This is a genomic window from Kitasatospora sp. NPDC057595, assembly GCF_042800875.1.
Taxonomy (GTDB): Bacteria; Actinomycetota; Actinomycetes; order Streptomycetales; family Streptomycetaceae; genus Kitasatospora.
Window position 1 is genome coordinate 29,598 of record NZ_JBHVGL010000011.1, and the last position, 20,117, is coordinate 49,714.

The window sequence follows — 20,117 nt, forward strand, 5'->3', positions numbered from 1 at the left end:
CCCGGCCGCGGGCGTGGGGCCGGGCTCCGGGGCCGCGGGCGCCGGTCGCGGGCGCCCCCGCTCCCCGCGCCCGCCGGCGCCCGCTACTCGTAGCGGTAGAGCAGGGCCTCCCGCTCGTTGCGCTCGATCGCCTCGATGGTCAGCGCCGGGTCCGCCAGGTGGGAGAGGGTGATCTCGGCCGAACTCGGCTGGGCGTCCGCGGCGAGCCAGTTCTCCGGCTTCCACGCCGAGGAGCGCAGGAAGGCCTTCGGGCAGTGCGCGAAGACCTCCTCCACCGCCACCACGATCGCGCTGCGCGGCGGCTTGCCGACCGCGGTCAGCTGCTCCAGCAGCCGCGGGTCGGTGGAGACGCAGGCCCGCCCGTTGACCCGCAGCGTGGTGTCCCGGCCGGGAACCACGAAGATCAGCCCGACCCGGCCGGTCTCGACGACGTTGTGCAGGGTGTCCAGCCGCTTGTTGCCGGTCGCGTCCGGGATCGCCAGGGTGAAGTCGTCGAGCACCGAGACCAGTCCGGGCGGCCCGCCGCGCGGCGAGACGTCGCAGCGCCCGGCGGCGTCCGCGCTGGCCACCAGCACCAGCGAGGAGCAGGCGATCAACTGCCGGGCGACGTCGTGGATGCGGTCCACCTGCTTGCGGCGGGCGTGGTCGCTCGGCTGCTCGTAGACGTCCCGCAGCTGCGCGGCGTCGCGCACGGCCTCCGCGCTGAGGGCGGCGAACAGGCCGGACGGGCCGGACGGGCCGGGAGTTGACGGAACGGCGATCTCCGGTGTGCTGGTCATACCGGAAACGTAGCGCGCTCGGCTCAGACCGTGAACGCGACGGGGTGCACCTCGTCGGCCGGATGCCCGGCGCGTTCGTGGACCCGCTGCACGGCCTCCTTCGACGGCGCCTCGGAGAGGCAGTAGACGACGCCCGCCTCCGGGTCGGCCCACGCCTGCTCGAACTGCACGCCCTCGGTGCCCTGGATCTCCAGGTCGGCCCGGTGCGCCATCCGCAACTGCTCCTCGGTGATGCCGGCCATCCCTCGGTGGACGTCCATGAACTTGGCCATCACGCTCGCACCTCCTGGGGACCGGGCCCGCGCCCGGCCCGCAATCCGCCCCCCTCCCACCAGCTTGCGCCCCCGCGCACCGGCGCGCATTCCCGCCGCGGTCGTGAAACAGCCCACAGCCGGGGCCTCTCCCTGGGCCCGCTCCGGTCGTGGCACAATGACCGCAGAAGTAGCAGTGACGTTCAGCGCACTCCGGGGTCGGTGAAAATCCGAACCGGCGGTTACAGTCCGCGACCCGTCCGCAGCCAGCGGCCGGTTGACCAGGTGAAATTCCTGGACCGACGGTTAAAGTCCGGATGGGAGGCGTGCGCGGCGGACGAGTGAGCGACACCCGTGGTCCCCGGTGGACCGTGGGGATGGTGCACGGCGGCGGTCGAGGGTTTCCCTCCTCCGGTGTCCGGTGCGGCCCTGGCCCGGCGACGGGTCGCGAGGCCGTCCGGCGAACCGTGCGGCAGCGTGCCCGTCCGCGTCATCTCCCATGCCGCACCCCGGAGTCCGCGCCCCAAGCGCGAGGAGAACCCGGGTGTTCACCGGCATCATCGAAGAGCTCGGCGAGGTCGTGTCGATCGAGGAGATCGGCGATTCCTCGCGGATCCGCCTGCGCGGCCCGGTGGTCTGTGAGGGCGCGCGGCACGGCGACTCCATCGCGGTCAACGGCGTCTGCCTGACCGTTGTCGACACCCCCGACGAACTGGCCGCCGGCACCGGCGAGTTCAGCGCCGACGTGATGGCCGAGACCCTCCGCCGTTCCAGCCTGGGCGAGTTGAAGCCCGGCTCGTCGGTCAACCTGGAGCGCGCCATGGCGCTCGGCGCCCGGCTCGGCGGCCATCTGGTGCAGGGTCATGTCGACGCCACCGGACGGCTGTTGAGCCGCGAGCCGGGGGAGCGGGACGCTGCCGGGAACCTCCGCTGGGAGGTGCTGCGCTTCTCGCTGCCGGAGTCCGTCACCCGCTACCTGGTGGAGAAGGGCTCGATCACCGTCGACGGCGTCAGCCTCACCGTGGTCGAGGCCGCCCGCGACACCTTCACCGTCAGTCTCATCCCGGCCACCCTCGCGCTGACGACGCTCGGCACCAGGGCCGTCGGCGAGAGCGTCAACCTGGAGGTCGACGTCCTCGCCAAGTACGTGGAGCGGCTGCTGGAGTCCCGCACGCTGCCCCCGACGGTCACCGGGGAGGAGCGGTGAACTGGCTCAACTCGGACGCCTTCACGGTCCTCGGCCAGACCGTGAAGTGGTCGGACATGATCGGCAACCTGTTCGGCCTGGCCGGCCTCGCCCTCGGCTGGCGCCGCTCGGTCTGGAGCTGGCCGGTCCAGCTGCTCTCCGGCGCGGTCCTGATCGCCGCCTACCTGTCCGGCGACGTGCCGGGCCTGGTCGGCAAGCAGCTGATCGTCATCGCCACGGCCGCCTGGGGCTGGACGCGCTGGCGCAACGGCCGGCAGGGCGGCGGGGAGATCGCCGTCCGCTTCGCCACCTGGCCCGAACGGGCCGCCCTGGTCGCCGGCACGGCGGTCGGCACCGGCCTGCTGGCCTGGGCCTTCCTGACGATCCCCGCGCTCGGCTCGTGGAGCCCGTGGGCGGACGCCTACATCTTCGTCGGCACCCTGGCGGCCATGGTCGCCCAGGCCCGCGGCTGGGTGGAGTTCTGGTTCGCCTGGATCGCGGTCGACGCGGTCGGCGTGCCGCTCGCCTTCAACACCGGCTACACCTTCTCCGGCCTCACCTACTCCGTCTACTTCGTCCTGGTCCTGCTCGGGCTGCGCTCGTGGTGGTTGCGCACCCGCGCGCCGCGTCCGACGTCCTCCACCGTCCCGCAGGGAGCAACGGCATGACCGAGAACCAGTCCGACGAACTCGTCCTCGACCCGGTCGAGCGGGCCATCACCGACATCGCGCTCGGCCGCGCGGTGATCGTCGTCGACGACGAGGACCGCGAGAACGAGGGCGACATCGTCTTCGCGGCCTCCGCCGCCACCCCCGAACTGATGGCCTTCACCATCCGCTACAGCTCCGGCGTGATCTGCGCCCCGATGACCGGCGCCGAACTGGACCGGCTCAAGCTCCCCCCGATGACCCAGGTCAACGAGGACCGCAAGGGCACCGCCTACACCGTCTCGGTGGACGCCCGCGAGGGAGTCGACACCGGCATCTCGGCCGCCGACCGGGCCCGCACCGTGCGGCTGCTCTCCTCGCCCGGTACCGGGCCCGAGGACCTCGCCCGCCCCGGGCACGTCTTCCCGCTGCGCGCCGTCGAGGGCGGCGTGCTGGTCCGCCCCGGCCACACCGAGGCCGCCGTCGACCTGGCCCGGCTCGCCGGACTGGCGCCGGCCGGCGCCATCGCCGAGGTGGTCAACGACGACGGCACCATGGCGCGGCTGCCCGAGCTGGTCGCCTTCGCCCGTGCGCACAACCTGGCGATCATCTCCATCGAGGACCTCATCGCCTACCGCCGCCGCACCGAACTGCACGTCGAGCGCGCCGCCGTCACCGCGCTGCCCACCGCCTTCGGCGAGTTCACCGCCGTCGGCTACCGGGGCACCCTCGACGGCGTCGAGCACATCGCGCTGGTCGCGGGCGGTCTGGACGCCGACGGCCGGCTGCCGGACGGCGAGGACGTGCTGGTCCGGGTCCACTCCGAGTGCCTGACCGGGGACGTGCTCGGCTCGCTGCGCTGCGACTGCGGCCCCCAGCTGCAGTCCTCGCTGCGCCGGGTCGCCGAGACCGGCCGCGGCGTGGTGCTGTACCTGCGCGGCCACGAGGGCCGGGGCATCGGCCTGGCGCACAAGCTGCGCGCCTACGAGCTCCAGGAGCAGGGCCGTGACACCGTCGACGCCAACCTCGACCTCGGCCTGCCTGCCGACGCCCGCGACTACAGCATCGGCGCGCAGATGCTCTGCGACCTCGGCGTGCGCTCGCTGACCCTGCTGACCAACAACCCCGAGAAGCTCACCGCGCTCACCGAGCACGGGCTCAAGGTCAAGGGCCGCGAGCCGGTCGAGATCCCGGCGGGCGAGCACAACGCGCGCTACCTGCGCACCAAGCGCGACCGGATGGGCCACGACCTGCCCGGCCTCGGCGCCTGAGCGCCGCCACCGCCCTCCATCGACCTTCCAGCGATCCCGAACCACCGATCCCGAACCACCGAAAGGCACCCGCACATGAGCGGCCACGGAGCCCCCGAGCTGACCATCGACAACGCCGCCGGCCTCAAGGTCGCCGTGATCGCCGCCCAGTGGCACGAGCAGGTGATGAACGGCCTGCTCGACGGCGCCCACCGCGCCCTCAAGGAGCTGGGCGTCGCCGAGCCGACCGTCCTGCGCGTCCCCGGCGCCTTCGAGCTGCCGGTCGCCGCCAAGCGCCTCGCCGAGCGCGGCTACGACGCCGTGATCGCCCTCGGCGTGGTGATCCGCGGCGGCACCCCGCACTTCGACTACGTCTGCCAGGCCGCCACCGTCGGCCTCACCCAGGTCGCCGTGGACACCGGTGTCCCGGTCGGCTTCGGCGTACTGACCTGCGACAACGAGGAGCAGGCGCTCGACCGCGCGGGCCTGCCGGGCTCCGGCGAGGACAAGGGCCACGAGGCGGTCACCGCGGCCGTCGCCACCGCCGCCGCCCTGCGCGCGCTCTGAGGCGGCCGGCCGGGCCGCGCTCCGGACCGTGGACGTCCACCGGACTGTCCACGGTCCGGAACCGTTTACCGTCCGTCCCTCCGCACGCCGTAAGGTGAGTCCCATCATGGCTTCGAAGACATTCGAGGAGCTCTTCACCGAGCTCCAGCAGAAGGCCGCCACCGGCGACCCCTCGTCCTCCCGTACCGCGCAGCTCGTCCAGCAGGGCGTCCATGCGATCGGCAAGAAGGTCGTCGAGGAGGCCGCCGAGGTCTGGATGGCCGCCGAGTTCCAGTCCGACGAGCAGACCGCCGAGGAGATCTCGCAGCTCCTCTACCACCTTCAGGTGATGATGGTCGCCCGCGGGCTGACGCTCGACGACGTCTACAAGTACCTCTAGGCACGCACCTCCGGGCCCCGGTCCCTCAGGTCCCCCGGCCCGGAACCCCCTACACCCACACCGAACAGGTAAGGAACTGACCTCCATGCTGCGCATCGCCGTCCCCAACAAGGGTTCGCTCTCGGGTCCTGCGGCGGAGATGCTCCATGAGGCCGGCTACCGGCAGCGCAAGGACGCCAAGGAGCTGGTCCTGGTCGACCCGGGCAACCAGGTCGAGTTCTTCTTCCTGCGCCCGCGCGACATCGCGGTGTACGTCGGCTCCGGCCGCCTCGACGTCGGCATCACCGGCCGCGACCTGCTGCTGGACTCGCACTCCAACGCCGAGGAGGTGCTCGCGCTCGGCTTCGCCGGCTCGACCTTCCGCTTCGCCCGCCCGGTCGGCGTGGACGTCGAGGACGTCAAGGGCCTGGAGGGCCTGCGGATCGCCACCTCCTACACCGGCCTGGTCGAGCAGCACCTCGCCGACCACGGGGTGAAGGCCACCGTCACCAAGCTGGACGGCGCGGTGGAGACCGCGGTGCAGCTGGGCGTCGCCGACGTGATCGCCGACGTGGTGGAGACCGGCACCAGCCTGCGCAACGCCGGCCTGGAGGTCTTCGGCGAGCCGATCCTGATCTCCGACGCCGTGGTCATCCGCCCCAAGGGCGCCGGCGAGGACCCGGGCGTCGACCAGTTCCTGCGCCGTCTGCAGGGCGTGCTGGTGGCCCGCCGCTACGTGCTGATGGACTACGACATCCGCGCCGAGCACGTCGGCGCCGCCGTCGCGCTGACCCCCGGCCTGGAGTCGCCGACCGTCTCCCCGCTGCACACCGAGGGCTGGGTGGCGGTGCGCTCGATGGTGCTCCGCAAGGAGGCCCAGCAGATCATGGACGACCTGTGGGGCATCGGCGCCCGGGCCATCCTGGTGACCAACATCCACGCCTGCCGCCTCTGAACACCCACCGGCCCCCGGCCGCGGGGGTAAGCACCGGTTGAATAGGGTGGGGCCGCCGACAGGCGTCCCCACCCTTTCCGTTGCCCGACCCACGAACCACCCCGGAGCCCCTCGTGTCCACCCCCGCCGAGTTCCCCGTCACCTGGGCCCCGCGCCGCACCCGTGCCGTGCTGCTGCCGGTCTGCGCGCTGCTGGTGGTGCTGTTCGCCGTGATGGCGGTCGCCCTGCCGGCGAACTGGCAGCTCAACGACCGGATCATGATGGCGGTCAGCGGCGTGCTGTTCGCCGCCGTCGGCCTGATGCTGGCCCGCCCGCGGGTCAGCGCCGACGCCGAGGGCGTCACCGTGGTCAACTTCGTCCGCAGCCGCCGGCTGGCCTGGGCCGAGATCGTCGGCGTGAACTTCCGCCAGGGCGACCCGTGGGCCACCCTCGACCTCGCCGACGGCACCTCGCTGGCCGCCGTCGGCATCCAGTCCGGCGTGGGCAAGGCGCAGGCCATCGCGGACGCCCGCGCCCTGCGCGACCTGGTCGTCCACCACGGCAGCTGAAGCACGGCGGCTGACGCACAACGGTCGGTCGCCGGGCGGGTCCGAACGCGGATCCGACGTCCGCACGGGTATGGTCTACGCTGGTAAAAGCGGGGCAAAGGCATTGCCCTGCCCGAAATCGACCTGAGGAGTGACACTCCCCGTCCATGGACGATCCGTCCGGTAGTACCTGCGCCGCCCTCCTTCCTCCCGACGGAAGGCAGGCGGCACTGTGATCACCGCCTGGCTGCTGCTCTTCGCAGCCCTCCTGCTCATCCTCGCCAACGGCCTCTTCGTGGCCGCCGAGTTCGCCTTCGTGACCGTGGAGCGCGGCGCCGTCGAGCGCAGCGCCGAGACCGGGGACGCCAAGTCCGGCCGGGTCTCCAAGGCCCTGCGCCACCTCTCCTTCGAGCTGTCCGGCGCCCAACTCGGCATCACCGTGACCTCGCTGGTGGTCGGCATGCTCGCCGAGCCGGCGCTGTCCACCCTGCTGAAGCCGGTGTTCACCGGGATCGGCCTGCCCGCCGGCGCCGCCCGCGGCGCGGCCGTGGTCATCGGCATGCTGGCCGCCACCGTCGTCCAGATGGTGATCGGCGAGCTGGTCCCGAAGAACTGGGCGATCTCCCACCCGCTCCAGGTGGCCCGCGCGGTCGCCGCTCCGCACATGGCGTTCTCCCGGGCCTGCCGCCCGCTGATCAGCGTGCTGAACGGCTCCGCCGACCGCACTGTGCGCGCCTTCGGCATCGAGCCGCAGGAGGAGCTGGGCCACGCCCGCACCCCCGCCGAACTGGTCTCGCTCGCCCGGCACTCCGCCAAGGCGGGCGCCATAGACGAGGAGTCGGCCACCCTGTTCGTGCGGACCCTGGGCCTCGGCGACCTCACCGCCCAGTCCGTGATGACCCCGCGCATCGACGTCTCCGCGCTCCAGCGCGACGCCAGCGCCGCCGACGTCCTCAACCTGACCCGGGCCACCGGCCTGTCCCGCTTCCCGGTCTACACCGACAGCCTGGACGAGGTCACCGGCACCGTCACGCTCAAGGACGCGCTGGCCGTCCCGGCCGAGCGGCGCGCCACCGTGCGGGTCGCCGACCTCGCCGTCCCGCCGCTGCTGGTGCCCGAGACGCTCCCCGCGGAGCGGCTGCTCGACCAGCTGCGCCGCCTGCAGCCGATGGCCATCGTGGTCGACGAGTACGGCGGCACCGCCGGCGTCGTCACCGTCGAGGACATCGTCGAGGAGATCGTCGGCGCGGTGCAGGACGAGCACGACCCGGCCGACACCCCCGAGCTGCTGTCGCTGCCGCCGGTCGAGGGGCAGCCCGTCTGGGCGGCCGACGGCCGCGCCCGGCTCGACCAACTGGAGGCCATCGGCCTGCACGCTCCGGAGGGGCCGTACGAGACGCTGGCCGGCCTGGTCGCCGACCTGCTCGGCAAGCTGCCGGTCCCCGGTGAGCAGGCCGAGCTGCCCGGCTGGCGGTTCACCGTCGAGGCCGTGGACCGGCACCGCACCAGCCGGGTCCGGGTGGAACGCACCGCCCACCACCACTTCCTGGGCGACGACGAGGACGGAACCCGATGACCGCGCTCCAACTGGCCGTCGCCGTCCTGCTGCTGCTCGGCAACGCCTTCTTCGTCGGCGCCGAGTTCGCCGTCGTCTCGGTCCGGCGAAGCCAGATCGAACCCCTCGCCGAGGCCGGCAACAAGCGCGCCCGCACCGTGCTGCACGCGCTGTCCAACGTCTCCGCGATGCTCGCCGCCGCCCAGCTCGGCATCACCGTCTGCTCACTGGGCCTGGGCGCGCTCGCCGAGCCGACCATCGCCCATCTGCTGGAGGGGCCGTTCGACGCGATCGGCATCCCGGCCGGCCTGCAGCACCCGTTGGCGTACGGCATCGCGCTGGCCGTCGTGGTCTACCTGCACATGGTGATGGGCGAGATGGTGCCGAAGAACATGGCACTGGCCGGCCCCGAGAAGGCCGCGCTCTGGCTCGGCCCGCCGCTGGACCGGCTGGCCCGCTGGCTGGCCCCGGTGATCTCCTTCCTCAACACCTTCGCCAACGGCGTGCTCAAGCTGTTCAAGGTGGAGGCCAAGGACGAGGTCGAGTCGGTGTTCACCACCGAGCAGCTGATCTACCTGCTCGCCGACTCCGGGGACGCCGGGCTGCTGGAGAAGGACCGCCAGGAGCGCCTGGAGGACGCCCTGGAGCTGGGCCGCCGCCCGCTCACCGACGTCCTGCTCACCCCCGAGCAGCTGGTCACCGTGGACACCAAGGTGACCGCCGCGCAGATCGAGGAACTGGCGCTGCGCACCGGCTTCTCGCGCTTCCCGGTCACCGACGGTGACCCGGCGGGCCACGGCTACCTCGGATACCTGCACCTCAAGGACATCCTGGACGTCGAGGACCCGACCACGCCCGTCCCGGCCCGGCTGTGGCGGCCGATCACCGTGCTGCGCGGCACCATGCCGCTGGACGACGCGCTGGGCGCGATGCGCCGGGCCGCCTGCCACCTCGCGGCCGTCCTCGACCAGGACGGGCGGACGCTCGGCGTGGTGATGCTGGAGGACGTCCTGGAGGAGCTGGTCGGCGAGGTGCACGACCCGGACCACCGCTCCGCCGCGTAACGCCGGACGCCGGGTTCCCGCCGACGCTTCGCTCTCGGCGATTCCGCTCTGAGCGTGCGCCCGTTCCCATGCCGGCCACCCTGACCGCAGGGTGGTCGGCATGAGACTTCTCCTGCTGGGTGGTACGGAGTTCGTGGGGCGGGCCGTCGCCGAGGCGGCGCTGGAACGGGGATGGGAGGTCACGGTCTTCCACCGGGGGACGCACGCCGCGCCGCCCGGGGCGCGGGTCCTGCGCGGGGACCGCACGGCCGAGGGCGGGCTCGCCGGACGACGGCGAGGTGCCCTACGCCGAGTCCAAGCGCGGCGGCGAGCTGGCGGCACTGGACGCCTTCGGCGACCGGGCGCTGCTGGTCCGCGCCGGGCTGATCGTCGGCCGCTACGAGAACATCGGCCGGCTGCCGTGGTGGCTGAACCGGATCGCCCGGGGCGGCCCGGTGCTCGCGCCCGGCCCGCGCGGGCTCGCGCTCCAGTTCATCGACGTCCGCGACCTCGCCGGCTGGACCCTGGACGCCCTCGCGGCCGGCCTCGGCGGCCCGTACGACCTGGTCGCCCCGCCCGGCCACAGCAGCATGGGCGAGCTGCTGGAGGCCTGCGCGGCGGTCACCGGCTCGGACGCCGAGCTGCGCTGGACGGCCCCGGAGGCGATCGCCGCCGCCGGCATCGAGCCGTGGACCCAGCTGCCGTTCTGGGTCCCGCCGGGCGAGTTCCACGACGCCATGCACGGCGCGGCCGTCACCAAGGCGCCGGCCGCCGGGCTGCACTGCCGGCCGACGGCCGACACGGTCGCCGACACCTGGGCCTGGCTGCGGTCGATCGGCGGCGTCGCGCCGCAGCGACCGGACCGGCCGACGGTGGGGCTGGACCCGCAGACCGAGGCCGCGGCCCTGGCCGGCTGAGGCACCGGACGCCCGGGGCGGGGCCGTGCGCGCGCGGTCCCGCCCCGGGCTCCGCGGTCTCAGCCCCGGCCGTCGATCAGCTCGCCGTAGGCCTGCACCAGGTCCGGCAGTCGCAGCGTGGCGAGGTCCTCCCGGCCGGGCGGCTCGCGCAGCAGGGTCAGCCGCAGGTCCCGGTAGGCGCAGGACTTCTCGTACAGGGTGCGGATGAACCGGCCGTTGCCGAGTTCGTCGATCCAGCCCTCGCGGACCACATGGGTGCAGATCGAGGCCAGTTCCTCGGCGGCGTCCTCGTCCCAGCCGTCGCCGTCCTGCCCGGCGAGCGCCGCGCCGATCGCGGTCAGCTCGCCGGGGCGGTAGCTGGGGAAGTCGACCCGGGTGGTGAAGCGGGAGTTGAGGCCGGGGTTGGCGGCCAGCAGCCGGTTCATGCCCTCGGGGTAGCCGGCCAGGATCACCACCAGCCGGTCCCGGTTGTCCTCGGCGCGCTTGAGCAGCACCTGGAGCGCCTCGTCGCCGTAGGCGTCGCCCTTGCTGTAGCCGGAGTTGGAGAGGCTGTAGGCCTCGTCGATGAAGAGCACGCCGTCCAGCGCGGAGTCGATCAGCTCGTTCGCCTTGACGGCGGTCTGGCCCAGGAACTCGCCGACCAGGTCAGCCCGTTGGGCCTCCACCAGATGGTCGCCGGAGAGCAGGCCGAGGGCGTGGAAGACCCGGCCGAGGATCCGGGCGACGGTGGTCTTGCCGGTGCCGGAGGGGCCGGAGAAGACGAAGTGGCGTTTGGGCGGCTGGACCGGCAGGCCCTGCTCGGCGCGCAGCCGGGCCATCCGCAGCTGCGCGGACAGCGCCCGGACCTGCCGCTTGACCGGCTCCAGGCCGACCATCCGGGAGAGTTCGGCCAGCGCGGCGTCCAACTCGGTCTGGTCGCCCTCGCGTTCGAGGGCCGGATAGGCGTTGGCGACCCGGGGGAGCGCGGCCTCGCCGCGCGCCGGCGCGGGCGCCGCGGGGGAGACGGCGGCGGGCTGCGGCGCGGTGGAGCCCGAGCGTCCGCCGGCGGCCAGCGGGGGCGGTGCGCCGGTGCCGCCGGACCGGTTGTCGGTGCCCGCGCCGCCCGGTCCGGCGCCGGTCGGGACGACCGGGAAGCCGTCGTCGTCCGGCGTGGTCCCGTCCGGCTCCGGCTCGCCTGCGCCGTCGGCCCCGTCCGCTCCGCCGGCTCCGTCCAGGAGCGGATCGTCGAGGTCCGGCCCGCCGAGGACCGGCCCGCCGAATGGGTCCGGGACGCCGGGGAAGCCGCTCGCGCCGTCCGTTCCGACCGGGTCGATGCCGAACGCCTCGAAGTCCGGCTGGTCCAGCAGCGCGGCGTCCAGCGCGTCCTCCTCCGGCCCGCCCGTCCGGCCGGCCTCCCGGCCACCGCCCGCGACGGCGTCCAGCAGGGTGTCGGCGACGGCGTCCTCGGCCGAGATCGCCGCGAGCCGGGCCGCGGTGTCCATGAACGCCGGATCGGCCCGGTGCACCGCCCGGTAGAGCGGTAACGCGGCGGCGCTGCGCCCGGCGCCCTCGTAGGCGCGGCCCAGCCAGTACCGCAACTCCTTGCGCTGCGGCTGCTCGGAGCGGCAGCGGGCGAGCGAGGCGGCGAGCGGGGCCTGGGCCTGGGCGCACATGTCCAGCCGGACCCTCGCCATGCCGGCGAACAGTCCGGCCTCGATGCCGAGCAGCGGGTCGTCGAGCAGCCGGTCGGTGTCCCGGATCAACTGCTCCCAGTCCTTGAGCAGATAGGAGCGGCAGGCGTTCAGGAAACGCGCCGAAGGGTCCTCGGCCGGGGTCGGGCACTGCGCCAACGCCTGCTCCAGCTCGGCGAGATGGCGACCGTCCAGCCAGTGCGAGGCGTGCGCGAGGGCGAGGTCGCGGGGGCTCTCCAGCACCGGCTGCACCCACCAGCCCAGCCAGTACCAGGAGCTGAGCGGCCGGGCGTGCCGGCGGCGCTGCTCGCCGAACCGTTTGCGGTGGCGGTACATCGCGAGCAGCGCGCCGGAGGTGTCGCTGCGCAGCGCGTGCAGGCCGAGCCAGGCGTCGGCCATGCCGGGGTCGAGCCGCACGGCGGCGCGGAACTCCTCCTCGGCGCGGCTGTACGCCCCGGCCGTGTAGGCGTCCATGGCACGCAGCCAGGCGCGGTCGGCGAGCCGGTTCGGTGCCGGGCCGCCCGCGTTGCTGCTCTGGGAACTGTCCGTCGTCACTCAACGCCCCCCGCGGTGTGGCTCGGGGCCCGGCCGGTGCGGTGGTGTTGCGGACCCCGCCGGTGGGCGTCTGCCCCCGGGGCGCATATGCGCCTGCCAGGAATCGTACCGGCGCGGAGCTGATCCGGAAGGGTGCCGCACGATGTCAAAAGCGATCCGGCGGACGGCCGTTGACGGATGGCCGAATCCGGCGCGGGGAGGCCGGACGGTATCCCCGGCTCACGGGGGAACAAGCCGGGGATACCGGGTCCGAGGTTGCGGAACGCGTCATTCCGGCAACGGGTGTGAACCTATTTCCTGGCGACGCCGCAGGTCAAGGGGATTGTTGAAGGTTCACCGACGGTGCTCGGCGCGATCCGGCCGGTCACCCCGTCGACCACCGTTCCGGCGTGCGGGCGGCTCGGGTCCGCGGCGAAATGCGCCGATTCGGCGACGGCCCAGCCGGCCCAGAACTCCGCCAGCTCCGGACCGTCGCGCTGCTCCCCGCGCCGCCGGGCCGCCGCCGCGTCCAGCTCCATCCACACCAGCCGGCTCAACCACGGGCGCACGGCGCGCCGCCCGGCGCCCACCCCCTCGACCAGTACCACCGGCGCGAGCGGCACCGCGGCCGTCCCCGCGAACCGGCGCAGCGTCCAGTCGTACACCGCGTACCGCGCGTCCCGGCCGGCGGCCAGTGGCTCCAGCACCTGGGCGCGCAGCCGCCCGAACCACTCGAACGGCTCTGCGTGCGTCGCGAGGTCGTCCAGGTGCACCACCGGGGCGCCGCCCAGCGCGGCCGACAGCCGGCCGGTGAAGGTCGTCTTGCCCGAGCCCGCGTGTCCGTCCACCGCGACCAGCCGCACCGGGCCGCAGCGCGGCGGCAGCGCCCGCAGCCCGGCCGCGAGCGCGTCGAGGGCGGTGGGTGCGTCGCGCGGGCCGGGCACGTCGGCGGTGCGTGTCCCCACTACCGGGGCGGCGGAAGTCTCGGAAGAAGCCACATCGGCAACCCTACGGGGGCCGGTGCGCCGATACGGACAGTGATCCGGTGCAGGTCGTGACGACGGGGCCGTGATCGGGCATACTCGCATCGCCGAGCATGTGAACGGCCGTTCACCGCGATCCGGTGCCGGCCGCGCCGAGCTGCCACACCCCGCGCGGGCCCGACCACACCCGGGCGGCCCGGCGCACGACCGAGGAGGCGAACCAGCCACCATGACCACCTCCCCCGCGAAGGCCGTCGACCGCCAGCTGCCCAGCGAGGAGGCCCGCGAGCTCCTCAGCCTGAGCCGGGACCTCGTCCAGCGCGAGCTGCAGCCGCGCGCCGCGGAGGACGAGGCCGCCGGCCGGTTCCCGCGCGAGGTCTTCCGCACGCTCGGTGAGGCCGGCCTGCTCTCGCTGCCCTACGACGAGCGGTACGGCGGCGGCGAGCAGCCCTACGAGGTCTACCTCCAGGTCCTGGAGGAGCTGGCGTCCGGCTGGCTGGCCGTCGGCCTCGGTGTCAGCGTGCACACCCTCTCCTGCCACGCCCTGGCCACCTTCGGCACCGACGAGCAGCGCGAGCGCTGGCTGCCCGGCATGCTCTCCGGCGAGCAGCTCGGCGCCTACTGCCTCTCCGAGCCGCAGTCCGGCTCCGACGCCGCCGCCCTGCGCACCCGCGCCGAGCTGGACGGCGACGAGTACGTGGTGAACGGCACCAAGGCCTGGATCACCCACGGCGGCCAGGCCGACTTCTACAGCGCGCTGGTGCGCACCGGCGAGGAGGGGGCGCGCGGGATCAGCTGTCTGCTGGTGCCCGGTACCCAGCCCGGCCTCTCGGCGGCCCCGCCGGAGCACAAGATGGGCATGAAGTCCTCGCCGACCGCCCAGCTGCACTTCGACGGCGCCCGGGTCCCCCGCGAGCGGCTGGTCGGCGCCGAGGGCCAGGGCTTCCAGATCGCGCTCGCCGCGCTGGACTCCGGCCGGCTCGGCATCGCCGCCTGCGCGATCGGGGTCGCCCAGGCGGCGCTGGACGTCGCCGTCGACTACGCGCGCACCCGGCGCCAGTTCGGCCGCCCGATCGCCGACTTCCAGGGCCTGTCGTTCATGCTCGCCGACATGGCCACCCAGATCGAGGCCGGCCGCGCGCTCTACCTGTCCGCGGCCCGCCGCCGGGACGCCGGTCTGGCGTTCTCCAAGGAGGCGGCGATGGCCAAGCTGTTCTGCACCGACACCGTGATGCGGGTGACCACCGACGCCGTCCAGGTGCTCGGCGGCTACGGCTACACCCAGGACTTCCCGGCCGAGCGCTTCATGCGCGAGGCCAAGGTGCTGCAGATCGTCGAGGGCACCAACCAGATCCAGCGCCTGGTGATCGGCCGCCACCTCACCAAGTAGTCCCGGCCCCCGACCGGCCCCCTGACCGGCCGCCCCCGGTGCCCGCCCCGCGCGGGCGCCGGGCGGGGCGGCCCGGAACGGCCCCCGGGCGTCGCTCCAGGGTGCGGAGTGACGCCCGGGGGCCGTTCTGACGTACCGTCGGCGACCCTGCGGCGGGCGGGGGTTCAGCGCCGCGAGAAGCGTCCGCGCTGCTCCGGGATGGCCGGCGCGACGGCCGAGCGGACCGGGCGGTGCACCATCGCGTGGGAGAACGGCTGGGTGCGCCAGTCGAGTTCGCCCGGCGGCGTGAGCAGCGCGTCCGGGCCCGCGGACCCGGCCTCCTCCTCGCTGTCCACCTCGAAGAGGTCGTCCGTCGGCGCGCCCGAACCGGGGCAGAGGGTGGGCGAGAAGGGGTGCCAGGGCCGCGGCAGGACGGCGTGCTGCGGCAGCCGCTCCTCGTCACCCACGAGGGCGATCGGGCGCCGGCACGACGGGCAGTGCACCCGGACGATCTCCCAGCCGTCGACCTCGCCCGGATCCACCTCCGGCGCGGTCTCGTAGGGGACCGCGAGGTCCTCGCGGTCGGTCGTATCGTGGGCGTCGTCCGCGCCCGTCGGGCGCTCGTCGGTAACGCGCATGGTGATCCCCCTCGGATCGGGCCCGGCGTGGTCGCCCGGGGCCACAACCAGCACTTCCCGCCGAAACGGACTCATAACCCTGCGGTCCGTCGCACTGTGATGCACCGGGTGTGTCCTTCGCCACATTCGTCCGGCATGTGCCCCGCGGCACCCCGGGGCGCGCCGGGTGACATCGCGCGCCCCCTCCCTGCCGCCGCACGCGCCCTCCGAGGCCGGAGGCCGTGCGCCCCCCGTGCCGCGATCCGCGCGCCCCCGAGGGGGTAGGTTTGCGCCTTGTGGAGGATCTCGACCAACGCATCGTCCAGCTGCTCCTCCAGGACGGCCGGATGAGCTACACGGACCTGGGCAAGGCCACCGGCCTGTCCACCTCGGCGGTGCACCAGCGGGTGCGCCGGCTCGAACAGCGCGGGGTGATCCGCGGTTACACCGCGATCGTCGACCCGGACGCCGTCGACCTGGCGCTCACCGCCTTCATCTCGGTCAAACCCTTCGACCCCAGCGCCCCGGACGACACGCCCGAGCGGCTGGCCGATCTGCCCGAGATCGAGGCCTGTCACAGCGTCGCCGGTGACGAGAACTACATCCTCAAGGTCCGGGTCGGCGCCCCCGGCGACCTGGAGGACCTGCTGGCCCGGATCCGCAGCGCCGCCGGCGTCTCCACCCGCACCACCGTCGTCCTGTCCACCCCCTACGAGGCCCGACCCCCGAAGCTCTGACCGGTCCGCGCGGGGGTGCAGACTAGGTCGCATGACCGAACGCACCTTCCGGACCGTCCTGCTGCGCGGCGGCGCCGTCTACAGCCCCGCCGACCCCTTCGCCACCGCCATGCTCGTCGAGGGCGAGCACGTCGCCTGGGTCGGCAGCGACGGCGCCGCCGAGGCGTACGCGCAGACCGCCGACGAGATCGTCGAACTGGACGGCGCCCTGGTCACCCCCGCCTTCGTGGACGCCCATGTGCACACCACCTCCGCGGGCCTCGCGCTCACCGGCCTCGACCTCACCGGCGCCCCCTCGCTGGCCGCCGCGCTGGCCGCGATCAGCGCCTTCGTCGCCGCCGAGCAGGAGCCCGGCGGCGTGCTGATCGGCCACGGCTGGGACGAGACCGGCTGGCCGGAGGGCCGCCCGCCCACGCTCGCCGAGCTGGACGCCGCCGCCGCGGGCGCCGCCGTCTACCTCTCCCGCACCGACGTGCACTCCGGCCTCGCCACCAGCGCGCTGCGCGCGCTGACCGAGGGCCTCGCCGAGCGGCCCGGCCACGACGCCGACGGCCCGCTCACCCGCGACGCCCACCACGCCGTGCGGCAGACCGCGCTCGGCCGCCTCACCCCCGAGCAGCGCCGCCGCGCCCAGCGCGCCGCCCTGGCCCGCGCCGCCGAACTCGGCATCGGCGCCCTGCACGAGTGCGCCGGCCCCGAGGTCTCCTCCGAGCAGGACCTCGCGGCCCTGCTGGAGCTGGCTGCCGAGGGCGAGGGCCCCGAGGTGTTCGGCTACTGGGGCGAGCTCGGCGAGCGCGGCGGCGTCGAGACCGCCCGCCGGCTCGGCGCGGTCGGCGCCGGCGGCGACCTCTTCGTCGACGGCGCGCTCGGCTCGCACACCGCCTGCCTGCACCGCGACTACAGCGACGCCGCGCACACCGGCGCCGCCTACCTCACCGCCGCCCAGGTCGCCGACCATGTCGCCGCCTGCACCGAGGCCGGCCTCCAGGCCGGGTTCCACGCGATCGGCGACGCCGCGATCGCCGCTGTCGTCGAGGGCGTCCGGGCCGCCGGTGACCGGGTCGGCGCCGAGCGCGTCCGGGCGCTGCGCCACCGCGTCGAGCACGCCGAGGCGCTGGACGACGAGACCGTCGCCGCCTTCGCCGAACTCGGCCTGACCGCCTCCGTGCAGCCCGCCTTCGACGCCGCCTGGGGCGGCCCGGACGGTATGTACGTCCAGCGCCTGGGCGCCGAGCGGGCCGCCGCGCTCAACCCCTTCGCCGCGCTGCTGCGCTCCGGCGTCCCGCTGGCCTTCGGCTCGGACGCCCCGGTCACCGCGCTCGACCCCTGGGGCACCGTCCGGGCCGCCGCCTTCCACCGCACCCCCGAGCACCGGATCTCGGTGCGGGCCGCGTTCACCGCCCACACCCGCGGCGGCTGGCGCGCGATCGGCCGCGACCAGGACGGCGTGCTCGTCCCCGGCGCGGTCGCCAGCTTCGCCGTCTGGGCCGCGGGCGACCTGGTCGTCCAGGCCCCGGACGACCGGGTGGCCGGCTGGTCCACCGACCCGCGCTCCGGCACCCCGGGCCTGCCCGACCTCACCCCCGGCGAGCCGCTGCCCACCTGCCTGCGCACCGTGGTCCGCGGCCGCACCGTCCACCTGGCCGCCGAGTAGCACCGGGCGGCGGTGAGGCGGGCGGGCGGTCCCCGGACCACCCGCCCGCCTCCGGTACGACCCTCAGCTCACGGCCGGGTGTCGTTCCGGGGTACCTTCTTCGGACAGCGTCCGAACAGCCGTCCCCGTACCCCCCGCGGGGCGGCGGCGAGAGAGATGGTGCGACGGTGGCCATGCCCGTCACCCAGGAGCGGTCCGGGACCGCACCCGAGACCCCCGACGAGGCATCAGGCCCGGGCCGCGGCGCCCGCGCCCTCGCCAGAGTTCGGGCCGGCCTTCCCCGCACCGGGCTGGCCGCGCTCGCCGGACTGCTGCTCGCGCTGGCCTTCCCGCCCTTCGACCTGTGGCCGTTCTCGGTCCTCGGCGTCACCGCGCTCTCGCTGCTCACCCGGGGCCGCACCGCCCGGCAGGCCGCCTGGACCGGCTTCGCCTTCGGCCTGCCGTTCTTCCTGATGCTGCTCAGCTGGCTGCGGGTGATCGGCTGGGACGCCACCGTCGGCCTCTCGGTCGTCGAGGCGCTGTTCCTGGCCGTCCTCGGCGCCGGCCTCGCGGTCACCTCCCGGCTGCCCGCCTGGCCGCTCTGGGGCGCCTGCCTGTGGATCACCCAGGAGTGGGCCCGCGACCGGCTGCCGCTCGGCGGCTTCCCCTGGGGCCGGCTGGCGTTCGCCAACACCGCCACCCCGTACACCCCGCTGGCCGCGCTCGGCGGCGCCCCGCTGGTGACCTTCGCGGTCGCCCTCTCCGGCACCCTGCTGGCCTGGGCCGCCGTGCGGGCGGCCGGCCGCGGTACCGCGCGCCGCCCCGTGCAGGCCGCGGCGGCCGGCCTCGGCGCCGTCGCCGCGCTGCTCGCCGGCTACCTGGTGCCGGTGCCCACCGCGCCCGCCGACACCGTCAAGGTCGCCATCGTCCAGGGCAACGTGCCCAACCCCGGCATGGACTTCCTCGGCCGCCCGATGATGGTGCTCAACAACCACGCCGCCGCCACCGAGAAGCTCGCCGCCGACATCAAGGCGGGCCGGGCCGAGAAGCCGGACATCGTGATCTGGCCGGAGAACTCCTCCGACCTCGACCCGTTCAGCGACCCGCTGGCCTACGCGCGGATCGACGAGGCGGTGCGGGCGATCGGCGTGCCCACCCTGGTCGGCACCCTGGTGGACGGCCCCGACGAGCAGCACGTGCAGAACGAGGGCATCGTCTGGGACCCGACGACCGGCCCCGGCGCCTCCTACACCAAGCAGCACCCGGTGCCGTTCGGCGAGTACGTGCCCTTCCGCGACCAGCTGTCCAAGGTCATCACCCGGCTCCAGCGGGTCGCCCGGGACTTCTACCCCGGCGACCACAACGGCGTCATGCAGCTCGGCCCGGCCCGGATCGGCGACGTCATCTGCTTCGAGGTCGCCTACGACGAGATCGTCCGCGACACCGTCGACCAGGGTGCCCGGGTGCTCGTCGTACAGACCAACAACGCCACCTACGCCAAGACCGGCCAGCCGGAGCAGCAGCTCGCGATGAGCCGGCTGCGCGCCGTCGAGCACGGCCGCGCGGTGCTGATCGCCGCGACCAGCGGCATCAGCGCGGTGATCGCCCCGGACGGCACCGTCGTCCAGCGCACCGAGGAGCTGACCGCGGCCGAGCTGTCCGCGACCGTCCCGCTGCGCGACGGCACCACCGTCGCCGACCGGGTCGGCGCCGTCCCCGAGTGGACCCTCGCCGTGGCCGGCCTGCTCGCCTGCGCGGGCGGCGTCCTGCTCGCCCGCAGGCGGCGGAGCGACGCGGCCGGCACCCCGGATGGAACACCGGCCGCCGGCTGACCGTTGGACCAGGTGGTGCCGTAGCCGGCCCGGACCTCCCGTGCGGCGCGCAGAGCACCGCCTGGAGTGGATTCGTACCGTGACCCAGCAAGCTTCCCCCGCCCGTCCGGCGCCGCGCTCGAAGCTGCGGCGGGTGCTGCCGCTGCTGCTGACCGCCTGGCTGGTGCTGGAGATCTGGCTGCTGGTCCAGGTCGGCTCGTGGCTGGGCGGCCTGACCGTGGTGCTGCTGCTGATCGCCGGCGCGGTGATCGGCGGCTCGCTGATCAAGCGGGCCGGCGCGCGGGCGCTGTCGGCGGCCTTCGAGCAGACCCGCGACCCGAAGTCCGAGCAGCCGCAGACCGGCACCAGCCTGACCGTGCTGGCCGGCCTGCTGCTGATCCTGCCCGGCTTCCTCTCGGACGGCCTGGCGCTGACCCTGCTGTTCCCGCCGACCCGCGCGCTGTGGCGGGCGGCCGGGCGCCGGGTGGCCGACAAGGCGCTGCGCTCCACCGCGGGCGTCGGCACCGACCCGCTCGCGGACGCGATGCGGCTGCAGGAGCAGCTGCGCATCCACCGCCCGGACGGCAAGGTGATCCAGGGCGAGGTGGTCGAGCCGGGCCACGGCCCGCAGGCCGGTCCGCAGGGTCCGGACACCACCTACCGCCCACCGATCGACGGCTGACCGCGGGCCGGGCCGCCCGAACCGGGTGGCCCGGCCCGGCCACGCG

19 protein-coding genes, 1 pseudogene and 1 riboswitch are annotated in these 20,117 nt (G+C 74.4%); of the genes and pseudogenes, 15 read left to right on the forward strand and 5 right to left on the reverse strand.

All coding sequences use genetic code 11. The features are described from left to right. Positions 1–83 precede the first annotated feature (83 nt). Positions 84–779, reverse strand: a complete 696-nt coding sequence (locus tag ACFU9E_RS18145) for an MSMEG_1061 family FMN-dependent PPOX-type flavoprotein (protein WP_380715136.1) — start codon at positions 777–779, stop codon at positions 84–86. 23 nt (positions 780–802) lie between these two features. Continuing rightward, the gene (locus ACFU9E_RS18150; RefSeq protein WP_355365611.1) at positions 803–1,051 is read right to left on the reverse strand and encodes an SCO4226 family nickel-binding protein; all 249 of its coding nucleotides are present in this window, start codon (positions 1,049–1,051) and stop codon (positions 803–805) included. 184 nt (positions 1,052–1,235) lie between these two features. Further along, a riboswitch (FMN riboswitch) is annotated at positions 1,236–1,363 on the forward strand. Positions 1,364–1,574: 211 nt separating this feature from the next. Between ACFU9E_RS18150 and ACFU9E_RS18155 the strand changes: the two genes are divergently transcribed. From ACFU9E_RS18155 to ACFU9E_RS18200, 10 genes and pseudogenes are all read left to right on the forward strand, one after another. Next, positions 1,575–2,237, forward strand: a complete 663-nt coding sequence (locus ACFU9E_RS18155) for a riboflavin synthase (protein ID WP_380685391.1) — start codon at positions 1,575–1,577, stop codon at positions 2,235–2,237. Then, entirely contained in the window at positions 2,234–2,884 is a 651-nt protein-coding gene (locus ACFU9E_RS18160; protein WP_380685393.1) for a nicotinamide riboside transporter PnuC, read from the forward strand. Before ACFU9E_RS18155 ends, ACFU9E_RS18160 begins: the two co-directional genes overlap by 4 nt. Continuing rightward, entirely contained in the window at positions 2,881–4,134 is a 1,254-nt protein-coding gene (locus ACFU9E_RS18165; RefSeq protein WP_380685396.1) for a bifunctional 3,4-dihydroxy-2-butanone-4-phosphate synthase/GTP cyclohydrolase II, read from the forward strand. The genes ACFU9E_RS18160 and ACFU9E_RS18165 overlap by 4 nt, the downstream gene beginning before the upstream one ends. A 75-nt stretch (positions 4,135–4,209) precedes the next feature. Continuing rightward, complete coding sequence (gene ribH, locus ACFU9E_RS18170; protein WP_380685398.1) at positions 4,210–4,680, forward strand: 6,7-dimethyl-8-ribityllumazine synthase; 471 nt, start codon at positions 4,210–4,212, stop codon at positions 4,678–4,680. 106 nt (positions 4,681–4,786) lie between these two features. Then, positions 4,787–5,059: a phosphoribosyl-ATP diphosphatase gene (locus ACFU9E_RS18175; RefSeq protein WP_030306151.1), complete on the forward strand. Its 273-nt coding sequence runs from the start codon at positions 4,787–4,789 to the stop codon at positions 5,057–5,059. Positions 5,060–5,144: 85 nt separating this feature from the next. Then, entirely contained in the window at positions 5,145–5,993 is an 849-nt protein-coding gene (hisG, locus tag ACFU9E_RS18180; protein ID WP_380685400.1) for an ATP phosphoribosyltransferase, read from the forward strand. 113 nt (positions 5,994–6,106) lie between these two features. After that, positions 6,107–6,541 (forward strand): PH domain-containing protein, encoded by a 435-nt coding sequence (locus ACFU9E_RS18185; RefSeq protein WP_380685403.1) that lies wholly within the window; start codon positions 6,107–6,109, stop codon positions 6,539–6,541. 211 nt (positions 6,542–6,752) lie between these two features. Continuing rightward, complete coding sequence (locus ACFU9E_RS18190) at positions 6,753–8,096, forward strand: hemolysin family protein (RefSeq protein WP_380685405.1); 1,344 nt, start codon at positions 6,753–6,755, stop codon at positions 8,094–8,096. Next, positions 8,093–9,139, forward strand: a complete 1,047-nt coding sequence (locus tag ACFU9E_RS18195) for a hemolysin family protein (protein ID WP_355365586.1) — start codon at positions 8,093–8,095, stop codon at positions 9,137–9,139. Before ACFU9E_RS18190 ends, ACFU9E_RS18195 begins: the two co-directional genes overlap by 4 nt. Before the next feature lie 100 nt (positions 9,140–9,239). After that, a pseudogene (locus ACFU9E_RS18200) lies at positions 9,240–10,035 on the forward strand (reductase). Between the two features lie 59 nt (positions 10,036–10,094). Here the strand turns inward: ACFU9E_RS18200 and ACFU9E_RS18205 are convergent. Then, a complete protein-coding gene (locus ACFU9E_RS18205; protein ID WP_380688865.1) occupies positions 10,095–12,179 on the reverse strand; it encodes an AAA family ATPase in 2,085 nt (694 codons plus the stop codon). 371 nt (positions 12,180–12,550) lie between these two features. Then, on the reverse strand, positions 12,551–13,183 hold the full coding sequence (locus ACFU9E_RS18210) for a uridine kinase (RefSeq protein WP_380688867.1): 633 nt from the start codon (positions 13,181–13,183) through the stop codon (positions 12,551–12,553). Positions 13,184–13,451: 268 nt separating this feature from the next. Between ACFU9E_RS18210 and ACFU9E_RS18215 the strand changes: the two genes are divergently transcribed. Then, positions 13,452–14,612, forward strand: coding sequence for an acyl-CoA dehydrogenase family protein (locus ACFU9E_RS18215; protein WP_380688863.1), 1,161 nt, complete (start codon positions 13,452–13,454; stop codon positions 14,610–14,612). A gap of 164 nt (positions 14,613–14,776) precedes the next feature. Here the strand turns inward: ACFU9E_RS18215 and ACFU9E_RS18220 are convergent, their stop codons facing one another. Next, positions 14,777–15,229, reverse strand: a complete 453-nt coding sequence (locus ACFU9E_RS18220) for a hypothetical protein (RefSeq protein WP_380689779.1) — start codon at positions 15,227–15,229, stop codon at positions 14,777–14,779. A gap of 275 nt (positions 15,230–15,504) precedes the next feature. Between ACFU9E_RS18220 and ACFU9E_RS18225 the strand changes: the two genes are divergently transcribed. The 4 genes from ACFU9E_RS18225 to fxsA all read left to right on the forward strand — a co-directional run bounded on the left by ACFU9E_RS18225 (position 15,505) and on the right by fxsA (position 20,071). Next, the gene (locus tag ACFU9E_RS18225; protein ID WP_350541033.1) at positions 15,505–15,945 is read left to right on the forward strand and encodes an Lrp/AsnC family transcriptional regulator; all 441 of its coding nucleotides are present in this window, start codon (positions 15,505–15,507) and stop codon (positions 15,943–15,945) included. Between the two features lie 31 nt (positions 15,946–15,976). Beyond that, on the forward strand, positions 15,977–17,599 hold the full coding sequence (locus ACFU9E_RS18230) for an amidohydrolase (RefSeq protein ID WP_380689781.1): 1,623 nt from the start codon (positions 15,977–15,979) through the stop codon (positions 17,597–17,599). A 173-nt stretch (positions 17,600–17,772) separates the two neighbouring features. Continuing rightward, the gene (gene lnt / locus ACFU9E_RS18235; protein WP_380689956.1) at positions 17,773–19,410 is read left to right on the forward strand and encodes an apolipoprotein N-acyltransferase; all 1,638 of its coding nucleotides are present in this window, start codon (positions 17,773–17,775) and stop codon (positions 19,408–19,410) included. Positions 19,411–19,489: 79 nt separating this feature from the next. Beyond that, the gene (gene fxsA, locus ACFU9E_RS18240) at positions 19,490–20,071 is read left to right on the forward strand and encodes an FxsA family membrane protein (RefSeq protein ID WP_380689954.1); all 582 of its coding nucleotides are present in this window, start codon (positions 19,490–19,492) and stop codon (positions 20,069–20,071) included. Positions 20,072–20,117: the final 46 nt, after the last annotated feature.

Excerpts from the sequence above, each read along its gene's own strand:
- ACFU9E_RS18175 (WP_030306151.1), top strand. The coding sequence starts at position 4,787 with ATGGCTTCGAAGACATTCGAGGAGCTCTTCACCGAGCTCCAGCAGAAG.
- ACFU9E_RS18145 (WP_380715136.1), bottom strand. The coding sequence starts at position 779 with ATGACCAGCACACCGGAGATCGCCGTTCCGTCAACTCCCGGCCCGTCC.
- hisG (WP_380685400.1), top strand. The coding sequence starts at position 5,145 with ATGCTGCGCATCGCCGTCCCCAACAAGGGTTCGCTCTCGGGTCCTGCG.
- ribH (WP_380685398.1), top strand. The coding sequence starts at position 4,210 with ATGAGCGGCCACGGAGCCCCCGAGCTGACCATCGACAACGCCGCCGGC.
- ACFU9E_RS18150 (WP_355365611.1), bottom strand. The coding sequence starts at position 1,051 with ATGGCCAAGTTCATGGACGTCCACCGAGGGATGGCCGGCATCACCGAG.
- ACFU9E_RS18230 (WP_380689781.1), top strand. The coding sequence starts at position 15,977 with ATGACCGAACGCACCTTCCGGACCGTCCTGCTGCGCGGCGGCGCCGTC.
- ACFU9E_RS18205 (WP_380688865.1), bottom strand. The coding sequence starts at position 12,179 with ATGGACGCCTACACGGCCGGGGCGTACAGCCGCGCCGAGGAGGAGTTC.
- ACFU9E_RS18165 (WP_380685396.1), top strand. The coding sequence starts at position 2,881 with ATGACCGAGAACCAGTCCGACGAACTCGTCCTCGACCCGGTCGAGCGG.
- ACFU9E_RS18220 (WP_380689779.1), bottom strand. The coding sequence starts at position 15,229 with ATGCGCGTTACCGACGAGCGCCCGACGGGCGCGGACGACGCCCACGAT.
- lnt (WP_380689956.1), top strand. The coding sequence starts at position 17,773 with ATGCCCGTCACCCAGGAGCGGTCCGGGACCGCACCCGAGACCCCCGAC.
- ACFU9E_RS18215 (WP_380688863.1), top strand. The coding sequence starts at position 13,452 with ATGACCACCTCCCCCGCGAAGGCCGTCGACCGCCAGCTGCCCAGCGAG.
- ACFU9E_RS18195 (WP_355365586.1), top strand. The coding sequence starts at position 8,093 with ATGACCGCGCTCCAACTGGCCGTCGCCGTCCTGCTGCTGCTCGGCAAC.